The organism is Amycolatopsis methanolica 239 (assembly GCF_000739085.1).
In the GTDB taxonomy this organism is placed as follows: domain Bacteria; phylum Actinomycetota; class Actinomycetes; order Mycobacteriales; family Pseudonocardiaceae; genus Amycolatopsis_E; species Amycolatopsis_E methanolica.
This window is the reverse complement of sequence record NZ_CP009110.1, coordinates 609203-626418: the sequence shown is the minus strand read 5'-3', so window position 1 is coordinate 626418 and position 17216 is coordinate 609203. Positions and strand designations below refer to the sequence as shown.

15 protein-coding genes and 2 tRNA genes are annotated in these 17216 nt (G+C 71.4%); 10 read left to right on the top strand and 7 right to left on the bottom strand.

The window, feature by feature from the left end:
- Positions 1 to 21: 21 nt before the first annotated feature.
- From rpmG to AMETH_RS03060, 4 genes are all read right to left on the bottom strand, one after another.
- Positions 22 to 186: a 50S ribosomal protein L33 gene (gene rpmG / locus AMETH_RS03075; protein WP_005453176.1), complete on the bottom strand. Its 165-nt coding sequence runs from the start codon at positions 184 to 186 to the stop codon at positions 22 to 24.
- Between the two features lie 177 nt (positions 187 to 363).
- Positions 364 to 436 (bottom strand) — tRNA-Met (locus AMETH_RS03070).
- Between the two features lie 52 nt (positions 437 to 488).
- A tRNA-Thr gene (locus AMETH_RS03065) sits at positions 489 to 561 on the bottom strand.
- 75 nt (positions 562 to 636) lie between these two features.
- Positions 637 to 3261: a putative bifunctional diguanylate cyclase/phosphodiesterase gene (locus tag AMETH_RS03060; RefSeq protein ID WP_017986571.1), complete on the bottom strand. Its 2625-nt coding sequence runs from the start codon at positions 3259 to 3261 to the stop codon at positions 637 to 639.
- A 533-nt stretch (positions 3262 to 3794) separates the two neighbouring features.
- On the opposite strand from AMETH_RS03060, the gene lon reads away from it, so the two are divergent.
- The gene (gene lon, locus AMETH_RS03055) at positions 3795 to 6197 is read left to right on the top strand and encodes an endopeptidase La (protein WP_017986570.1); all 2403 of its coding nucleotides are present in this window, start codon (positions 3795 to 3797) and stop codon (positions 6195 to 6197) included.
- Between the two features lie 52 nt (positions 6198 to 6249).
- Here lon and AMETH_RS03050 read toward each other — a convergent pair whose 3' ends face one another.
- Complete coding sequence (locus tag AMETH_RS03050) at positions 6250 to 6888, bottom strand: DedA family protein (RefSeq protein WP_017986569.1); 639 nt, start codon at positions 6886 to 6888, stop codon at positions 6250 to 6252.
- A gap of 116 nt (positions 6889 to 7004) precedes the next feature.
- On the opposite strand from AMETH_RS03050, the gene AMETH_RS03045 reads away from it, so the two are divergent.
- From AMETH_RS03045 to AMETH_RS03035, 3 genes are all read left to right on the top strand, one after another.
- A complete protein-coding gene (locus AMETH_RS03045; RefSeq protein WP_017986568.1) occupies positions 7005 to 8126 on the top strand; it encodes a sensor histidine kinase in 1122 nt (373 codons plus the stop codon).
- Entirely contained in the window at positions 8117 to 8761 is a 645-nt protein-coding gene (locus AMETH_RS03040; RefSeq protein ID WP_017986567.1) for a response regulator transcription factor, read from the top strand. Before AMETH_RS03045 ends, AMETH_RS03040 begins: the two co-directional genes overlap by 10 nt.
- A gap of 74 nt (positions 8762 to 8835) precedes the next feature.
- Positions 8836 to 9789, top strand: coding sequence for a sporulation protein (locus tag AMETH_RS03035; RefSeq protein WP_017986566.1), 954 nt, complete (start codon positions 8836 to 8838; stop codon positions 9787 to 9789).
- Position 9790: 1 nt separating this feature from the next.
- On the opposite strand, the gene AMETH_RS03030 is transcribed toward AMETH_RS03035, so the two are convergent.
- Positions 9791 to 10096 carry a multicopper oxidase domain-containing protein gene (locus AMETH_RS03030; RefSeq protein ID WP_026153752.1) on the bottom strand — a complete coding sequence of 102 codons (306 nt, stop codon included), beginning with the start codon at positions 10094 to 10096 and terminating at the stop codon, positions 9791 to 9793.
- A gap of 3 nt (positions 10097 to 10099) precedes the next feature.
- Between AMETH_RS03030 and AMETH_RS03025 the strand changes: the two genes are divergently transcribed.
- Positions 10100 to 10627, top strand: a complete 528-nt coding sequence (locus AMETH_RS03025; protein ID WP_410468224.1) for a LuxR C-terminal-related transcriptional regulator — start codon at positions 10100 to 10102, stop codon at positions 10625 to 10627.
- Here the strand turns inward: AMETH_RS03025 and AMETH_RS03020 are convergent.
- Positions 10585 to 11223 (bottom strand): TetR/AcrR family transcriptional regulator, encoded by a 639-nt coding sequence (locus AMETH_RS03020; protein WP_017986563.1) that lies wholly within the window; start codon positions 11221 to 11223, stop codon positions 10585 to 10587. The two genes, AMETH_RS03025 and AMETH_RS03020, sit on opposite strands and share 43 nt — an antisense overlap.
- A gap of 78 nt (positions 11224 to 11301) precedes the next feature.
- Here AMETH_RS03020 and AMETH_RS38955 point away from each other — a divergent pair, with 78 nt between their 5' ends.
- The 5 genes from AMETH_RS38955 (at position 11302) to AMETH_RS03000 (ending at position 17157) form a co-directional block, all read left to right on the top strand.
- On the top strand, positions 11302 to 11637 hold the full coding sequence (locus AMETH_RS38955) for an MFS transporter (protein ID WP_209436844.1): 336 nt from the start codon (positions 11302 to 11304) through the stop codon (positions 11635 to 11637).
- A complete protein-coding gene (locus tag AMETH_RS03015) occupies positions 11637 to 12650 on the top strand; it encodes an MFS transporter (protein ID WP_267283508.1) in 1014 nt (337 codons plus the stop codon). Before AMETH_RS38955 ends, AMETH_RS03015 begins: the two co-directional genes overlap by 1 nt.
- A 103-nt stretch (positions 12651 to 12753) precedes the next feature.
- Complete coding sequence (locus AMETH_RS03010) at positions 12754 to 13917, top strand: glycosyltransferase family 4 protein (RefSeq protein ID WP_017986562.1); 1164 nt, start codon at positions 12754 to 12756, stop codon at positions 13915 to 13917.
- On the top strand, positions 13914 to 16034 hold the full coding sequence (locus AMETH_RS03005) for an amylo-alpha-1,6-glucosidase (protein ID WP_017986561.1): 2121 nt from the start codon (positions 13914 to 13916) through the stop codon (positions 16032 to 16034). The genes AMETH_RS03010 and AMETH_RS03005 overlap by 4 nt, the downstream gene beginning before the upstream one ends.
- Positions 16035 to 16140: 106 nt before the next feature.
- A complete protein-coding gene (locus tag AMETH_RS03000) occupies positions 16141 to 17157 on the top strand; it encodes an ABC transporter substrate-binding protein (RefSeq protein WP_223843046.1) in 1017 nt (338 codons plus the stop codon).
- Positions 17158 to 17216: the final 59 nt, after the last annotated feature.

Below are 17216 nucleotides of genomic sequence, written 5' to 3'. Positions count from 1 at the left end.
TCGAAACCTGGGGTGCTGGCGTCAGCGGGTTTCCTTGTGAACCCGGTGCGTACCGCAGTTCGGGCAGAACTTCTTCATCTCCAGGCGATCCGGGTCGTTGCGCCGGTTCTTCTTGGTGATGTAGTTGCGGTGCTTGCAGACCTCGCACGCCAGCGTGATCTTCGGTCGCACGTCGGTGGCAGCCACAGCAAAGCCTTTCTCTACACAACGAAAACCCCCACAAGCGACCTGACCTCCCAAGTCGCCCCGGGTGGGGGTCCAGGGGGCTAGCCCCCTGGCGGGGGTCCGGGGGTCCGACCCCCGGATGCAATGGCGAAGCGGATCAGACTCACGCAATCCGTGAGCATAGTCCGCCCATCCGCGTAGCGGTGGCCGGACTTGAACCGGCGACACAGCGATTATGAGCCGCTTGCTCTACCGACTGAGCTACACCGCCTTGACCGGCCTTCAGACTCCCCCGCCGAAGCGGAGTGGCCTGCTGACCACCGAGCCCCAATACGGAATCGAACCGTAGACCTTCTCCTTACCATGGAGACGCTCTGCCGACTGAGCTATTGGGGCGAGTTCCAACGCCTGAACGTTGAAGCCTCGAAGAGATTACATCGTCCGCCGGAGGGCCGCGCAGGGGGGTCCCCTTTAGGTCAGGAGCGTCAGCACCGTCTCCATCTTGCGCCCCACCGACCGGGCCGTCCGGGCCTGCAACCAGGCCTCCAGGCGGTCCTCGGCCAGCGGGCGGGAGATCAGGTAGCCCTGGGCGACGTCGCAGCCCATCGCCTCCAGCTGGTCCCGTGCGACGTCCTCCTCGACGCCCTCGGCGACGACCGCGAGGCCCAGCGAGTGGCCCAGCTCGACGATCGACCGGACGACCGCCAGGTCGCCGAGGTCCGTGCCCATGCCGAGGACGAAACTCTTGTCGATCTTGACCTCGTCCACCGGCAGCTGCCGCAGGTAGGCCAGCGACGAGTAGCCGGTGCCGAAGTCGTCGACCGCCAGCACGATGCCATGCGCGTGCAGCTCGCGCAGGATCGGCAGCGCCTTCTGCGGATCGGCCATCACGCCGGACTCGGTCAGCTCGAACGTGAGCAGCTCGGGCGGCACGTCGAAGTTCCGCAGCGCCTCCACGACCTTCGCCGGGAAGTCCTCGTCGGCCAGGTTGCGCACGGACAGGTTGACCGCGACGGAGATCCGCAGCCCCTCGTCCATCCACTTGCGGACCCGGATCAGCGACTGCTCCAGCACGAACCCGGTCAGCACGCCGACCAGGCCCGCGGCCTCGACCGCGGGCACGAACTCGTCCGGGTCGAGCCGGCCGAACTCGGGGTGCTGCCAGCGCACCAGCGCCTCCACGCCGAGGACCTGCTTGCTCGGCAGGGACACCTTCGGCTGGTAGTGGACGCTGACCTGGCCCTCCTCGATGGCCTGCCGGAACTGGGTGACCATCTGGAACCGGCGCAGGAAGATCTGGCCCATGCTCGGCACATACCCGCGGACCTCCTCGCCGCCGCGGGTGGCCCGCACGGCGACGTCGGCCCGCTGCAGCAGCGCGTCCACGTCGCCCGGGTCGAGGGTGTCATCGTCGGCCGTGGAGGCGTAGCCGACCATCGCGTTCGCCTCGACCGTCAGCCGGTCGACCGGGTACGGCACGGACAGCTGCGAGCGCAGCCGCTCGGCCACCTCGTGCACGCCCTGGCCGCGCACACCGGTGAGCAGCGCCGCGAACGACGCGCCCTCCAGGCGGGCCAGCGGCACGTCCGGGCCGAGCGCGTCACGCAGGCGGCGGCCGGCGGCGACGACCATCCGGTCCGCCCACGCGTAGCCGAGCGCGTCGCTGACCGCGGAGAACACGTCCAGGTCGATGCGCAGCACCGCGGAGTCGGCGGACGCGCTGTGCTCGGCCAGCGGTCCACGCGCGACCTGCCGGAAGCCGGGCCGGTTCAGCAGGCCGGTGAGCGGGTCGTGGTAGGCGTCGTGGCGCAGGGTGGCGAGCAGGCGGCGGTTGTCCAGCGCGGTCGCCAGGTGGCTGGCCATCGTGCCGAGCAACTGGACGTCGTACTTGCCGAAGCCGCGCCAGCGGGACAGCCGGTCGTGCGCCTCGACCACGCCGAGCAGCTGGTTCGCGCTGCGCAGCGGCACCACCAGCGCCTCCTGCGCGCCGCGGTTGAGCAGTCCGGCGGCGATGTCGCTGTTGGCCTCGGCTATGCGGAAGTGCCGCACGTGCGAGCCGGGCAGCCGCAGCATCGGGTCGTCGGCGGGCAGTTCGGCCGACGGCATCGGCTCGCCCGCGACGACGGCGCGCATGTCCGCGGTCGGCTCCAGGCGCAGCCGCAGCACGACGCGGCCGGCGGAGAGCTGGTCCTTGATCCGCTCGGCGATCGTCTCCCACTCGCTGACGTTCACGCCCGCCGCGAGGTCGTCCGCGCCGCTGGCCGGGCGCGCGGCGGCCTGCTGGCCGGAGCGCGCGACCATCAGGCTGACGTCGGAGAGCGCTTCCATGTCCCGCTGCTCGCGCAGCAGGTCGGAGTAGGCCCAGTAGAGCGCGGACAGCCCGGCGAAGACGGCGAGCACCAGCGGCCACGCGTTGGCCGTGCCCGCGATCACCAGGTAGCCGCTCAGACCGACCGAAGCGTTGACGAACCCGACGACCAGGATGCGGCCGGTGAGCCGGAGCGCGGTGCCGATCCGCATCCGGCGGCGCAGCACCCGGACGGCGGCCAGCGCCAGCAGCGTGCTGGTCAGCGGCGCGGTCAAGGTGCCGGCGAGCGCGGCGGGCCACGTCATCTCGGTGGCGCCCATGATCCGCTCGACCAGGCCGGCCACGGCGAACGCGCTGGTGATCTCCAACAGGAACGCGCCGGCGTTGTAGAGCACGCGCCCGGAGACGCGGCGGACCACGAGCGTGCTGATCCCGGCGACCAGGTGCGCCGCCAGCACCACTTCGAACGGCGCCACGAAGAAGCCGATGACCAGCGGGATCTCGGTGAAGGAAATGGTCCAGGAGATGCCGGACCGGACGTCGACGTTGATGCCGAGCTGCTCGGCGAGCAGGAACGACAGGGCCAGCACCGGGCCGATCCACCACAGCTTCGCCGAGCCGTCGAACGGCAGCCACAGCGACACGGCGGCGGCGGTGAGCACGCCGACGGAGAACACGGTCAGCGTGTAGACCCGGAAGCGGCGCTCGTCCGCCCGCGCCTCGGCACCACCAGCACCGGCGGCTGCCGCCGGGACGGGGCCGTCGGGCCTGCCATCGGAGTCCGGCATGCAACCTCCTTCCACCCATTCGCCCCAGTGCGCCCGTTTGCACCCACTCGCGCACGAGATGGTGATCTCGGTGCGAATGAGGGGATCACTGTACCCCGGAGGGCGTACCTCAGCCTCTTTCCGGCCGCCATGACATCACCCCATAGTTAACAACGCGCCAACTACGGTGACCAGCGGAGACTTACGGGTGAGCGGGATCTTTCCGGTGATCGCTCCCGGTAGTCGGTGTTAAGCGCCACGCCCGGCTACGACGAGTTCCCCACGAGCCGTCGCGCTGCACTCACCCGCGTTGATCGCGATTCAATCGAGATCGGGATTACCCGAACCGATGACTGAGCGTGGTCTCGCCGGTTACACCCGGGAAACGTTTCCGGCAATGCGACGATCATCTCAGTCCCGGCACCTGGAACCACTGCCGGACGTGCCCCGGTTTGTTCCCGGAAGCCGTCCGCTCTAAGCGAACTACCTGCGGAAACAAACCCGGCCGCCAGAAAGTTGAGCTAGGCAGACTCAACCAGGTAGGGAGCAACAAGATGACCGACACCAGGCTCCTCCCCGTACTGCCCCTCGACGACGACGTCGTGCTGCCCGGCATGATCGTCCCGCTCGAGCTCGACGACGCCGAGACCCGTGCCGCGGTCGACTCCGCGCAGAGCAAGGCGCCGAGCACACCGTCGTTCCCGGGCATCCGGTCGCTGCCGTCTGCGCAGGCCGAGGTCCTGATCGTCCCGCGGGTGCACGGGGAGTACGCCGAGCTGGGCGCCGTCGCGACCATCGAGCGCGTCGGCCGGATCCCCGGTGGCAAGGCCGCCGTCCTGCTGCGCGGCACCCGGCGCGCCCGTATCGGCGAAAACGGCGACGGCCCCGGCGCCGCCCGCTGGGTGTCCGCCGAGCCGGTCGCCGAGGTCGTCGGCGACCAGGCCCGGACGCTGGCCGCCGAGTACAAGACCGTCGTGATCTCGATCCTCCAGCAGCGCGGCGGCTGGCAGATGATCGACGCGGTGCAGCAGGTCGAGGACCCGTCCGCGGTCGCCGACCTCGCGGGCAACTCGCCGTTCCTGAGCACCGACCAGAAGCTGGAGCTGCTGGCCACACTCGACGTCGCGGCGCGGCTGGAGAAGGCGCTGGAGTGGAGCCGGGAGTACCTGGCCGAGCTCGAGGTGACCGACACCATCCGCAAGGACGTCGCCGAGGGCATGGAGAAGCAGCAGAAGGAGTTCCTGCTGCGCCGCCAGCTGGAGGCGATCCGCAAGGAGCTGGGCGAGCTGGACGGCACCACCGACCAGGACGACTACCGCGCCCGCGTGGAGCAGGCCGACCTGCCCGAGCACGTCCGCACGGCCGCGCTGGCCGAGGTGGACAAGCTGGAGCGCACCTCCGACGCCTCGCCGGAGGGCGGCTGGATCCGCACCTGGCTGGACACGGTCCTGGAGCTCCCTTGGAATGACCGGACCACCGACGTCCACGACATCGCGGCGGCGCGGGCGGTGCTCGACGCCGACCACGCGGGCCTGGACGACGTAAAGGAACGCATCATCGAGTACCTGGCCGTGCGCGCCCGGCGCGCCGAGGCCGGACAGGGCCAGGTCGGCGGGCGGCACTCCGGAGCGGTGCTGGCGCTGGTCGGTCCTCCCGGGGTGGGCAAGACCTCGCTAGGCGAGTCGGTCGCGAAGGCAATGGGCCGGAAGTTCGTTCGCGTCGCGCTCGGCGGTGTCCGGGACGAGGCGGAGATCCGCGGCCACCGCCGCACCTACGTGGGCGCGCTGCCCGGCCGGATCGTCCGCGCCATCAAGGAGGCCGGCTCGATGAACCCGGTCATCCTGCTGGATGAGGTGGACAAGGTGGGCGCCGACTACCGCGGCGACCCGACCGCGGCGCTGCTGGAGGTCCTCGACCCCGAGCAGAACCACACCTTCCGCGACCACTACCTCGAGGTGGAGCTGGACCTCTCGGACGTGGTGTTCCTCGCCACGGCCAACGCACTGGAGACCATCCCCGGCCCGCTGCTGGACCGGATGGAGCTGGTCACACTGGACGGCTACACCGAGCACGAGAAGGTCGTCATCGGCCGCGATCACCTGCTGCCGCGTGAGCTGGAGCGGGCCGGGCTGGGCCGGGACGACGTGCGGTTCACCGACGCGGCGCTGAGCCGGATCGCCGCCGAGTACACCCGCGAGGCGGGCGTGCGCAGCGCGAACCGGACCATCGCGAAGGTGCTGCGCAAGATCGCGACCAGGGTCGCGCTGGACGAGGCGACGCTGCCGGTGACCGTCGACGCGGCGGACCTGGAGGGCTACCTCGGCCGCCCTCGGCACCTGCCGGAATCGGCGCTGCCCGCGTCGACCCAGCGGACCGCGACCCCGGGCGTGGCAACCGGCCTGGCCGTCACGGGCGCGGGCGGGGACGTCCTCTACATCGAGGCGTCGCTGGCCGATCCCGAGTCGGGCAGCTCCGGGCTCACGGTCACCGGGCAGCTGGGTGACGTCATGAAGGAGTCGGTGCAGATCGCGCTGTCCTACCTGCGGTCCCGCGGCGCCGAGCTGGAACTCCCGGTCGGCGACCTGAAGGACCGGGGCGTGCACGTCCACGTGCCCGCCGGCGCGGTCCCGAAGGACGGGCCGAGCGCCGGGATCACGATGACCACGGCGCTGGCGTCGCTGCTGTCCGGCCGTGTGGTGCGGTCCGACGTGGCGATGACCGGTGAGGTGTCGCTGACCGGCCGCGTCCTGCCGATCGGCGGGGTCAAGCAGAAGCTGCTGGCCGCGCACCGGGCCGGGATCAAGACCGTGATCATCCCGCAGCGCAACGAGCCGGACCTGGACGACGTCCCCGCGGACGTGCTGGCCCAGCTCGACGTGCACCCGGTGTCGAACGTCCGTGAGGTCCTCGACCTGGCGCTGGCGCCGGCCACCACCCCCGTGGCCCAGGCCGCCTGACGCCCGCGAGCGGAGCCGCCCTCCCCTGCCCCGGGGGAGGGCGGCTCCGTGTTCACGCCCGGACGCGCTCACGCAGCCGGGTGGTGACGAACACCGCGAGCGCGATCGCGACGGCGCCGATCACCGCGTACTGGAAGAAGCCGGCGTAGCGGTCCACCACGTGCCAGTTCGCGCCGAGCAGGTAGCCGGCGACGACGAAGATCGTGTTCCAGATCAGGCTGCCCAGCGTGGTGAGCACGAGGAACTTGCCGAACGCCATCCGCTCGATCCCGGCGGGCAATGAGATCAGGCTGCGGAAGATCGGCACCATCCGGCCGAAGAACACCGCCTTCGTGCCGTGCTTGGCGAACCACGCCTCGGTGCGGTCGAAGTCGGAGGCCTTGACCAGCGGGATGCGCAGCAGCAGCGCGCGGGTCCGCTCGCGGCCGAGCAGCGCGCCCAGCCAGTAGACGATGACGGCGCCCGCGACCGAGCCGAACGTGGTCCAGGCCAGCGCTTCGAGCAGGCTGAACGTGCCCTGGCCCGCGGAGAACCCGGCGAGCGGCAGCACCAGCTCGCTCGGGATGGGCGGGAACAGGTTGTCCAGGCCGACGATGATGGCCGCGCCCGGGCCGCCGAGCGAATCCATGAGCGAGACGGCCCAGCCGGCGAGTCCCCCGAGCGGTTCGGCCTGTGCGAGTTGGAGCTCCATGATTCGAAGCTAGGTTCGCGGGCGGCGGCCGGACATGGGGCGCGGCACCCGATCATCCTGCGGAAAACCTCAGTACCGGCCGGGCGGAACCCCGCTAACCTCGGGTTGTGCCCACAGTGGACCTGCGCCGCGCGATCCGGGTGACGGCGGGCCTGGCGCTCGGCGGGCTGAGTGCGTTCGCCGAGGCGGCCTTCGTCGTCGTGGCGACGCTCGCCCTCGCGGTGCCGGCCGCGCGCCCCACCGTGTTCCGGGCCACCCGCTGGTTCGCCGAGCGGGAACGGGCGCGGCTCCAGCGGTTCCTCGACTACCCCACCTCGGACGACTACCGCGACTCGCGCGCGCTGCGGTACCTGGCGTCGCGCAGCGTCGCGGGCGGTCTCGGCGCGGGTGTCTTCGCCTTGATCGGGCTGGGCCTGGCGACGGCGGTGATCACGGTGTGGCGGCTGGCGGGCGGGCAGCCGCTCGGCGACGACCAGGACTGGTTCGACGTGCCCGTGCTGCTGCTGATGGGCGCGCTGCTCGTGTTCCTCGCCGTGCAGGGGCTCATCGGCGTCGGCGCACTGGAACGCACGCTGGCGCACCACTTCTTCGGCCCCACGAAGCAGGAACGGTTGCAGCGCCGGGTCGACGCGCTCACCCACAGCCGCGCCGAGGTCGTCGAGGCGGTGAACGACGAGCGGCGGCGGATCGAACGCGACCTGCACGACGGGGTGCAGCAGCGGATCGTGTCGCTGGGCATGCTGCTCGGCCGCGCCCGGCGCGCGAAGGACCCGGAGCGGGCGGAGGCGCTGCTGCGGCAGGCGCACGAGGAGACGCAGCTCGCGCTGCAGGAACTGCGGGACGTGGCGTGGCGCGTGTACCCGATCGCGCTGGACGAAGGCGGGCTTGCCACGGCGCTGGAGGCGCTGGCCGAGCGGTCGAGCCTGCCGGTCGCGCTCTCGTACGCGCTGGCGGAGAGGTTGGATCCGGCGACCGAGACGGTCGCCTACTTCGTCGCGTCGGAGGCGGTGACGAACGCGATCAAGCACGCGGCGGCGAGCCGCATCGAGATCGCGGTGGCGCGGGCGGGCAGGATGGTCGGCGTGACGATCACCGACGACGGCGTTGGCGGCGCTCAGGTCACGGGCAACGGGCTATCCGGCCTGGCCAGGCGGGTCGGCGCGGCCGACGGCGTGTTCACTGTGGACAGTCCGGCCGGCGGGCCGACGGTCGTGCGGGCGGAGCTGCCGTGCGGGTGATCCTGGCCGAGGATTCGACGTTGCTGCGGGAGGGCCTGATCCGGCTGCTCGCCGAGGAGGGCCACGAGGTGCTCGCCGCGGTCGGCAACGCCACGGAGCTGCTCGACGAGGTGGCCCGGGCGCAGCCGGACGTGGTGGTGACGGACATCCGAATGCCGCCCGACCACACCGACGAGGGCCTGCGGGCGGCGCTGGAGATCCGGCGGCGCTGGCCGGACGTCGGGGTGCTGGTGCTGTCCCAGTACGTGGAGAAGCGGTACGCGACCGAGCTGATCACGGACGACGGCGGTCGGGTGGGGTACCTGCTCAAGGACCGGGTGATGCAGGTCGGCGAGTTCCTCGACGCACTGGAACGGGTCGGATCCGGCGGGGCGGCGTTCGACCCCGAGGTCGTCCGGCGGCTGCTGGCACGCACCACGCACGCCGACCCGCTCGCGACGCTGACCGCCCGGGAACGCGAAGTGCTGGCGAAGATGGCCGAGGGGCACACGAACGCCGGCATCGCGGCGGAGCTGTACGTGTCGCAGTCCGCGGTGGAGAAGCACGTGAACGCGATCTTCGACAAGCTGCGGTTGAGCCATACGAGCGGGTACAGCCGGCGGGTGCTGGCTGTCTTGCGGTACCTGGGCTCCTGACCCACCGCGGCGGGTGGGGTGGCGATAGTCTCGATCTTGAGTCTGTTTTGTCCGGATCTCAGGAGGAACTGTCCATGTTCAAGCGGATGCTCAGCGCCTTCGGCATCGGTGGGCCGTCGGTCGACACCGTGCTCGACTCGCCGCACGTGACGCCCGGTGGGGTGGTCACGGGGCAGGTCCGGATCCAGGGCGGCAGCGCAGACGCGGCCATCGACCAGGTCGTCCTGTCGCTGGTCACGCGGATCGAGATCGAGCACGGCGGGCACGAGTCCGCGGCCACCGGGGAGTTCCACCGCCAGCTCGTGCAGCAGGGCGTGCGGGTGCCGTCCGGTCAGCTGGTCACGGTGCCGTTCGAGCTGCGCCTGCCGTGGGAGACGCCGATCACCGCGGTCGGCGACTCGCTCCTGCACGGCATGGCGGTCGGTGTGCGGACCGAGCTGGTGATCTCGGGCGCGCCGGACAAGGGTGACCTCGACCCGGTCCACGTGCACCCGCTGCCGTCGCAGGACCGGGTGCTCGACGCGTTCGGGCAGCTCGGGTTCCGCTTCCGCAACGCCGACGTGGAAGCGGGCCACCTCTACGGCGTGCGCCAGGAGCTGGGCTTCTACCAGGAGCTCGAGTTCTTCCCGCCGGCCGAGTTCGCCGGGCGGATCAACGAGGTCGAACTGACCTTCGTCGCCGGGCCGCACGATCTCGCCGTCGTGCTCGAGGCCGACCGGCGGGGCCGCTTCATGCAGGCAGGCGGCGACTCGTTCGGCCGCTTCCAGATGTCGCACCAGGACGCGGAGAACGCCGACTGGGCCGCGCTCATCGGGCAGTGGCTGAGCGAAGCCGCCCAGCGCGGCGGGCACTCCGCGTTCGGCAACCCGGCCTTCGGTGGCTACCACCCCGGCCACCACGGCCACCACGGTCACGGCCGCGGCATGGGCGTCGGCGGCATGGTGGCCGGCGCCGCGGCGGGTGTCGTCGGCGGCATGATCATGGGCGAGATGCTGGAAGAGGCCTTCGAGTTCGACGGCGAGGAGTAACTCACCGGACCACGAAATTCGCCATCATCATCATGTCCTCGTGTTCGAGGTTGTGGCAGTGCAGGACGTACTTCCCGCGATAACCCTCGAACCGCATGAGCACCTCGGCCTGGTCGCCGTTGCCCAGGTCGACCGTGTCCTTCCAGCCGTGCGCGGCGCCCGGCACCTGGAACGGCGCGAGGTGGATGTGGATCGGGTGCGGCACGTTCTGCGCCCGCAACGGCCACAGCTCCACCGTGCCCAGGGCGGGCTCGGCCACGACGCCGTCCGCGCTGAACGGCATCCCGTTGACCGTCCACAGTGTCATCCCGTGGTGCTCGGCCCCGCCGCGGCGGAACGTGAAGTCGCGTTCCGCCACGGCATCCGAGCGGGACAACGGCCGCACGTCGCCGACCCGCGGTTGCGTGCCGTGTGGGTGGTCGTCCTGACCACGTTCGACACCGACGAGCACATCTTCGACGCGATCCGCGCCGTCGCCTCGGGATTCCTGCTGAAGAACACCGAGCCGGACGACCTGCGGGCCGCGGGTCGGACGGTCGCCGCAGGTGACGCACTGCTGTCGCCGTCGGTCACCCGGCGCGTGATAGCGGCGGCGCACGGGCACCGCACCGACCCGGGGCGGCTGGCGCGCCTGACCGAGCGGGAACCGGAACTGCTCGCCGAGGTCGCCGCGGGCCGGTCCAACGACGAGATCGCCGGGCGGCTGTTCCTGAGCCCGGCCACGACCCGCACCTACGTGAGCCGGTTGCTGTCCAAACTGGATGCCCGCGATCGCGCCCAGCTGGTGCACATCGCCTACGAGTCCGGCCTGGTCCGCCCCGGCGGCCCGGGCCGGTGAGCGCAGCCGCGCCAGCCCGGCGTGGCGGCTCCGGTCAGCACCACGTCCACCACCTGCTCCGCGAGGTGATCGGTGACCGGCAGGTGTCCGAAGAGGACCCGGTAGTAGGTGGTCGAGGCGAGCATGTCGAGCACGAGGTCGAAGTCGAGGTCCGGGTCGAGGTCGCCGCGCTCGACGCCGCGGCGCAGGGCTTCCGCCGTGGACCTCCGTCGCGTGTGGAAGTAGTCGCGCAGGAACACCTCCGCGAGTTCCGGATCGTCGGCGAGGTCGGCGACCAGCGCGGGCAGCACGCGCCGTCCGATCCGGGTCGTGAAGGCCTCGCTGAGCGTCCCGATGCCCGCGATCAGGTCGCAGCGCGTGCACCCGGTGTCCGGCGTCGGCACCGCGCCGACGGTGGCCACCAGCGCGTCGACCACCAGGTGCGGACGCCCCCGCCAGCGGCGGCGTAGCGCGGGTTTGCTCGTGCCCGCCCTGGTCGCCACCGCCTCCAGGGTGAGCGCCGCGTAGCCCACCTCGTTCAGCAGGTCCACCGTCGCTTCGCGGACGGCTCCATCGATGCGCTCGTCGCGTGGCCGGCCGGCCCGGGTGCCCGTCACAGCCGCCACCCTAGCACTTCGATTTCGTTCCGGTATGGAACATAATCGCCGCCATGACCCTCTCCCCGGCTTCCGAGGGTGCTCTCGGCCCGCTACCGGGCCCGCACCGTCGGCATCGTGCTCACCGTCGGACTGGTCGCGCTCGAATCCCTCGGGGTGGCGACCATCCTCCCGGACATCTCCCGCCTGCTCGGCGGCCTCGGCTCCTACGGCTGGGCCTTGGCCGCGCTGATGCTGGCCAACATCGTCGACACCGTCCTCGCCGGTCACGCCGCCGACCGGGGCGGGCCGGCCCGTCCGCTTGCCGCCGGGCTGGTCGCGTTCGCACTCGGCAGCGCGCTGGCCGGCCTCGCCCCTCGTGGCCGGTGTTCCTGCTCGGCCGGTTCACACAGGGCCCCGGGGTCGGCGCGGTGATGGCGATGGCCTACACGCTGATCGGGCTGGTCTACCCCGAACGGCTGCATGCCAGCATGTTCGCGCTGCTGTCCTCGGCCTGGACGATCCCGTCGCTGGCCGGCCCGGTCGTCGCGGCGGCGGTGGCGAGTTCGGCGGGCTGGCGGTGGGTGTTCCTGGCCATGATCCCGCTCGCCGGGGTCGCGGGCTGGTGCACGCTCCCCGGACTGGCACGGCCGGCCGCCACGACCCTGCGATCGTCCCGGTGGCGGCCGCTCGTCAGCAGCACCGCGCTCGCCGCGGGAACCGCGATCCTGTTGGCCGTACTGGAACTCCGCGCCGTCGCGGTGCTGGTTCCGCTCGCCTCCGCCGGTTTCGCCCTCGCCATCCTGGCGCTGCGGCAGGTCACCCTGGCCGGGACGCTCGTCGTCCGGCGCGGCGTCCCCGCCGGGGTGGTCGTGCGGTTCCTGCTGTGCGCGGTGTACTTCGGCACCGGGGCGTTCCTGCCGCTGGGGTTGACCGAACTTCGGCACGTGAGCGCCTTCGAAGCCGGCCTGGGCCTGTCGGCCGGGGCGCTGAGCTGGGTGGCCGGCTCGGCAGCGCAAGCGAACTGGGACCGCAACCGGCGGATGGCGGTGGGTCTGGGTTTCGCAGTCCTGGTGGCCGAGGTGGCGGTACTGGCCTACGGCGTACTCGTCGGTCCAGGGCTGCTCGCGGCGCTCGGCTGGGTGATCGGCGGAGCCGGCATGGGTGTCGCGTTCAACGCCGCCACCACCGAGACCCTCGGCCGCGCCCCGACGAGCAACAGGGCTCGGTCAGCGCGGCGCTCCAGCTGGCGCAGACCCTGGCCACGGCTGTCGCGAGTGGACTCGGTCGCTCATCGCGGCGGAAGGCGCGGCACCGGCGGCGTTCCTCGCGGTCCTCGCCGGGACCGCGGCACTCGGACTCGCGGGCGTCCTCGCGGCGAGGCGGATTACCGTGTGACACAGATCTCCCACACCCGGAGCTTGCCGAGGTGCGCGCCGCTGTATTAGCACTCTTAGTAGGAGAGTGCTAATTGCATAGACGGTCCGAGGAGGCAGCTTGAGCAGCGCGCACCGCCCCGCGTGGAAAGCCCGATCTGTTTCGCACGCCGCCGTGCGACGGGACGACCCCGACCGCCCGCTCCGCGTGGCGATGGTCGTCCCGCCCTACTTCGACGTTCCTCCGAAGGCCTACGGCGGGGTCGAGGCGGTCGTGGCCGACCTCGCGGACGCCCTCGTCGACCGCGGGCACCACGTCACCCTGATCGGCGCGGGCCGTCCCGGCACGAAGGCGCGGTTCGTCCCGGTCTGGGACCGCACCGTGCCCGAACTGCTCGGCGAGCCCTACCCGGAGGTCATGCACGCCATCGCCGCGCGCCGGGCGGTGCAGCGGCTCGCCGCGACCGAGGGCGTCGACGTCGTGCACGACCACTCGCTGGCCGGCCCGCTCAACGCCCCCGCATACGGCGTGCCGACTGTGGTGACCGTGCACGGCCCGGTCGGCGAGGACATGGCGCGCTACTACACCGAACTGGGCGACGACGTGCACCTGGTGGCGATCAGCGACCGGCAGCGCGAGCTGGCGCCCGGCCTGAACTGGATCGGCACCGTCCACAACGCACTGCGGCTGGCCGACTGGCCGTTCCAGGCCGAAAAGGACGACTACGCGTTGTTCCTCGGCCGGTTCCACCCGGACAAGGCGCCGCACCTCGCGCTGGAGGCCGCGCACCGCGCCGGGCTGCGACTGGTCCTGGCGGGCAAGTGCGCCGAGCCGATCGAGAAGGAGTACTTCGAGCGGGAGGTCCGGCCGCGGCTCACCGACAACGACCACGTGTTCGGCGTCGCCGACGCGACCGCGAAGCGCGAGCTGCTCGCCAAGGCCCGCTGCCTGCTCTTCCCGATCCAGTGGGAGGAGCCGTTCGGGATGGTCATGATCGAGGCGATGGCGTGCGGCACGCCGGTGGTGGCGCTGCGGTCCGGCGCGGTGCCGGAGGTCGTCGTGGAGGGCGTCACCGGCCTGGTGCGCGACGACCCGGCCGACCTGGTGCAGGCCCTGCACGACGTCGGCCACCTCGACCCGGCCAAGTGCCGCGCGCACGTCGCCGAGCACTTCGACGTCGGCGGGCTGGGCGCCGGCTACGAGGCCGCGTACCGGCGGGCGGTCGAGGTCAGCCGGCTGCGTCGCGACTACGCGGCCCTGGACTCGGCGCTCGACCGCGCCTACGACCAGATGGACAACGACGGCCCCACCCTGCAGCCATCCGGAGGACGGCCATGACGCCGGAAGCGTTCAACGCGGGCGAACCGGTGCCCGTGACCAGCGCGGGCGGCACGGTCACGCTCGTCGAGGGCAGCACGTTCTGCCTGTCCGGCACCAACGGCGACATCCAGCCGGGCACGTCGCAAGGCCTGTTCTTCCGGGACGCGCGGCTGGTCTCGCGGTGGGAGCTGCGGCTGGACGGGCAGTCCCCGCACCCGCTGTCGGTCATCTCGCCGGAGGCGTTCGCGGCGCAGTTCGTGCTGCGCCGCAACCCCAAGCCGGGCCAGGCCGACAGCACCCTTCTACTCGTGCGGGAGCGGCTGGTCGGCGACGGTCTGCGGGAGACGATCACGCTGCGGAACCTCGGGCGGGAGAACACCGTCGCGACGCTGACCCTGCACGTCGATGCGGACTTCTCGGACCTGTTCGCGGTCAAGGAGGGCCGCCCCGCCCACGGCGGGGCGGACGCCACCGTGGCAGGCTCGGAACTGTTGCTGCGCGACCGGTCCGACGGCTCGCGCGGCCTGTCGGTGAGCGCCACCGCGGACCCGCTGGCCGCGCCCGGCGTGCTGAACTGGCGGGTCGTCGTGCCTGCCCGCGGCGAGTGGTCGACCGAGATCGTGGTGCAGCCGACCGTCGGGAACCGGCGGGTGCGGCCGCAGTTCGACCGCGGCGAGGAGGTCGAGGCGAGCGGGCCGGCGCGCAAGATCCGCGCGTGGCGCGACGTGAGCACGATGATCGCGGCCGACGACCCGGTGCTGACGCAGGTGCTGCAGCGCACCGAAAGCGATCTCGGCGCGTTGCAGATCCACGACAGCAGCCAGGACGGCCGCCCGTTCGTCGCGGCAGGCGCGCCCTGGTTCATGACGTTGTTCGGGCGGGACAGCCTGCTCACCGCGTGGATGGCGCTGCCACTGGACGTCGGGCTCGCGCTGGGCACGCTGGAGACGCTGGCGGAGCTGCAGGGCAAGCGTGTCGACCCATTGACCGAGGAGGAGCCCGGCCGGATCCTGCACGAGCTGCGGCTCGGTCCGGACAGCGACCAGGTGCTCGGCGGCAGCCACTACTACGGCACGGTGGACGCGTCGCCGCTGTTCGTCATGCTGCTGGCCGAGTGCTGGCGCTGGGGCGCGGGCGAGACGGCGGTGCGGGCGCTGCTCCCGGCCGCCGACGCGGCCCTGGAATGGCTGGAACGCTACGGCGACCGGGACGGCGACGGGTTCGTCGAGTACCGGCGGGCGACCGACCGTGGCCTGCTCAACCAGGGCTGGAAGGACAGCTTCGACGGCATCAACGACGCGGCCGGGCGGCTGGCGACCACGCCGATCGCGTTGTGCGAGGTGCAGGGCTACGCCTACGCGGCCTGGCTGGCGCGCGCCGAACTGGCCGACGCGTTCAACGACCCGGCCACCTCGGCGCGCTGCCGGGAGCGCGCCGAACGGCTGCGGGAGCGGTTCGCCGAGGCGTTCTGGCTGCCGGAGCAGGGCTGGTACGCCGTCGCGCTGGATGGTCGCAAGCAGCCGCTCGACGCGCTGACCAGCAACACCGCGCACTGCCTGTGGTCAGGCATCGCGACCGACGAGCACGCCGCGGTGCTGATCGAGCGGCTCAGCAGGCCGGAGATGGACAGCGGCTACGGGCTGCGGACGCTTTCCTCGGCGATGGGCGCGTACAACCCGATGAGCTACCACAACGGCTCGGTATGGCCGCACGACACGGCGATCGCGGTGGCCGGGCTGCTGCGGTACGCGCACCTGCCGGGCGCGGTGGACCTGGCGCAGCGGCTGGCGACCGGACTGCTCGACGCCGCGGCTTCGTTCGGCGGCCGGCTGCCCGAGCTGTTCTGCGGGTTCTCGCGATCGGAGTTCAGCCCGCCGATCCCCTACCCGACGTCGTGTTCGCCGCAGGCCTGGGCGAGCGCGGCGCCGTTGCTGCTGGTGCGGTCGTTCCTCGGGCTCGAACCGCACGTGCCGCAGCACCGGCTGGTGGTCCGACCGCACCTGCCGGGGCAGTGGGGCCGGGTGCGGTTGTCGGACCTGCGACTCGGCGAGCTCACCGTGCACGTCGAGGCAGATCACGAAGTGGCCAAGGTTCGGGGGCTGCCGGAGGGCTGGGACCTGCGCCTAGCTGGGTGAAAGCGGTTTCGGGGTGATCTGCGTCGCACATCGCGGGGTTGATTCCTTAGGTTAGCCTTGCTTGACTTGGCGCAATTTGTCGCAGTTCCTTCGAAAGGGTGTTGCCATGTCTCGCAGGGTTCGCCTGCCCGGACTCCGCTCACTCGTGGCCGCTTCGGTCGCGGGTGTGCTCGGCCTCGGGCTCGTGGCGTGTGGCAATGTGCAGGATTCGTCGACGCAGACGGCGTCCTCAGCGAGTGCCGACGCGTCGGCCTTCCCGGTGAGCATCACGCACAAGTTCGGCACCACGACGATCGAGAAGGCGCCGCAGCGCGTCGTCGTGATCGGCACGTCGACCGACGACCTCGACGCGGCCGTCGCGCTCGGTGTCACGCCGGTCGCGTTCTTCAACAAGTCCGGGATGGACGGTGTGCCGTCCTGGCTGGAGGGCAAGGTCGGCCCGGCCAAGACGCAGATCGTCAACGCGGCGAGTGGTGTCAACGCCGAACAGGTCGGGGCGCTCACGCCGGACCTGATCCTCGCGACCGCGGACTACGGCCTCGAAGAGGAGTACGCGAACCTGTCCAAGATCGCGCCGACGATCGGCTACGCGACCGAGTGGGGTTCGCAGAGCTGGCAGGAACACCTCGACGTGGTCGCGCGGGCGCTCGGCAAGACCGCCGACGCGAAGCAGGTCGAGACGAACACCCAGGGCGCGATCGACCAGCTGAAGGCGCAGTACCCGAACGCGGTGGGCAAGACGTTCACCGCGTCGGTCGGCAACACCGCGGGCAAGATGTTCACGCTGGTGTCGCAGAAGGACTTCGCGGTGCAGCTCGTGGAGTCGCTCGGCCTGAAGCTGAGCCCGACGGTGACAGACGCCGCGCAGACCGACGCGGGCAGCCCGACCGGTTCGCTGACCCCGGAGCAGTACGACAAGCTCGCCGCGGACCTGGTGATCGTCGCCTACACCTCGCCCGACTACCAGACGGCGTTCGAGGGCAACCAGCTGGTGGCCCCCATCAAGGCCGGCAACTACCTGGTCGTCGACATGGAGACGATCTCGGCGCTGCGTGCTCCCACGGTGCTGGACATTCCGTGGGTGCTGGAGAAGTTGAAGCCTGGGTTGGCGAAGCTGGGTTGATCTTTGGTTGACGGAGCCCTCCTCGCTTTGGCGGGGAGGGCTCCTTTTTGTTGCCGCTA

Bases quoted from the DNA above. Each gene is read 5' to 3' on its own strand.
- AMETH_RS03060 (WP_017986571.1), bottom strand. From the start codon at position 3,261: ATGCCGGACTCCGATGGCAGGCCCGACGGCCCCGTCCCGGCGGCAGCC.
- lon (WP_017986570.1), top strand. From the start codon at position 3,795: ATGACCGACACCAGGCTCCTCCCCGTACTGCCCCTCGACGACGACGTC.
- AMETH_RS03050 (WP_017986569.1), bottom strand. From the start codon at position 6,888: ATGGAGCTCCAACTCGCACAGGCCGAACCGCTCGGGGGACTCGCCGGC.
- AMETH_RS03035 (WP_017986566.1), top strand. From the start codon at position 8,836: ATGTTCAAGCGGATGCTCAGCGCCTTCGGCATCGGTGGGCCGTCGGTC.
- AMETH_RS03030 (WP_026153752.1), bottom strand. From the start codon at position 10,096: ATGACACTGTGGACGGTCAACGGGATGCCGTTCAGCGCGGACGGCGTC.
- AMETH_RS03015 (WP_267283508.1), top strand. From the start codon at position 11,637: ATGGCGATGGCCTACACGCTGATCGGGCTGGTCTACCCCGAACGGCTG.
- AMETH_RS03005 (WP_017986561.1), top strand. From the start codon at position 13,914: ATGACGCCGGAAGCGTTCAACGCGGGCGAACCGGTGCCCGTGACCAGC.
- AMETH_RS03000 (WP_223843046.1), top strand. From the start codon at position 16,141: ATGTCTCGCAGGGTTCGCCTGCCCGGACTCCGCTCACTCGTGGCCGCT.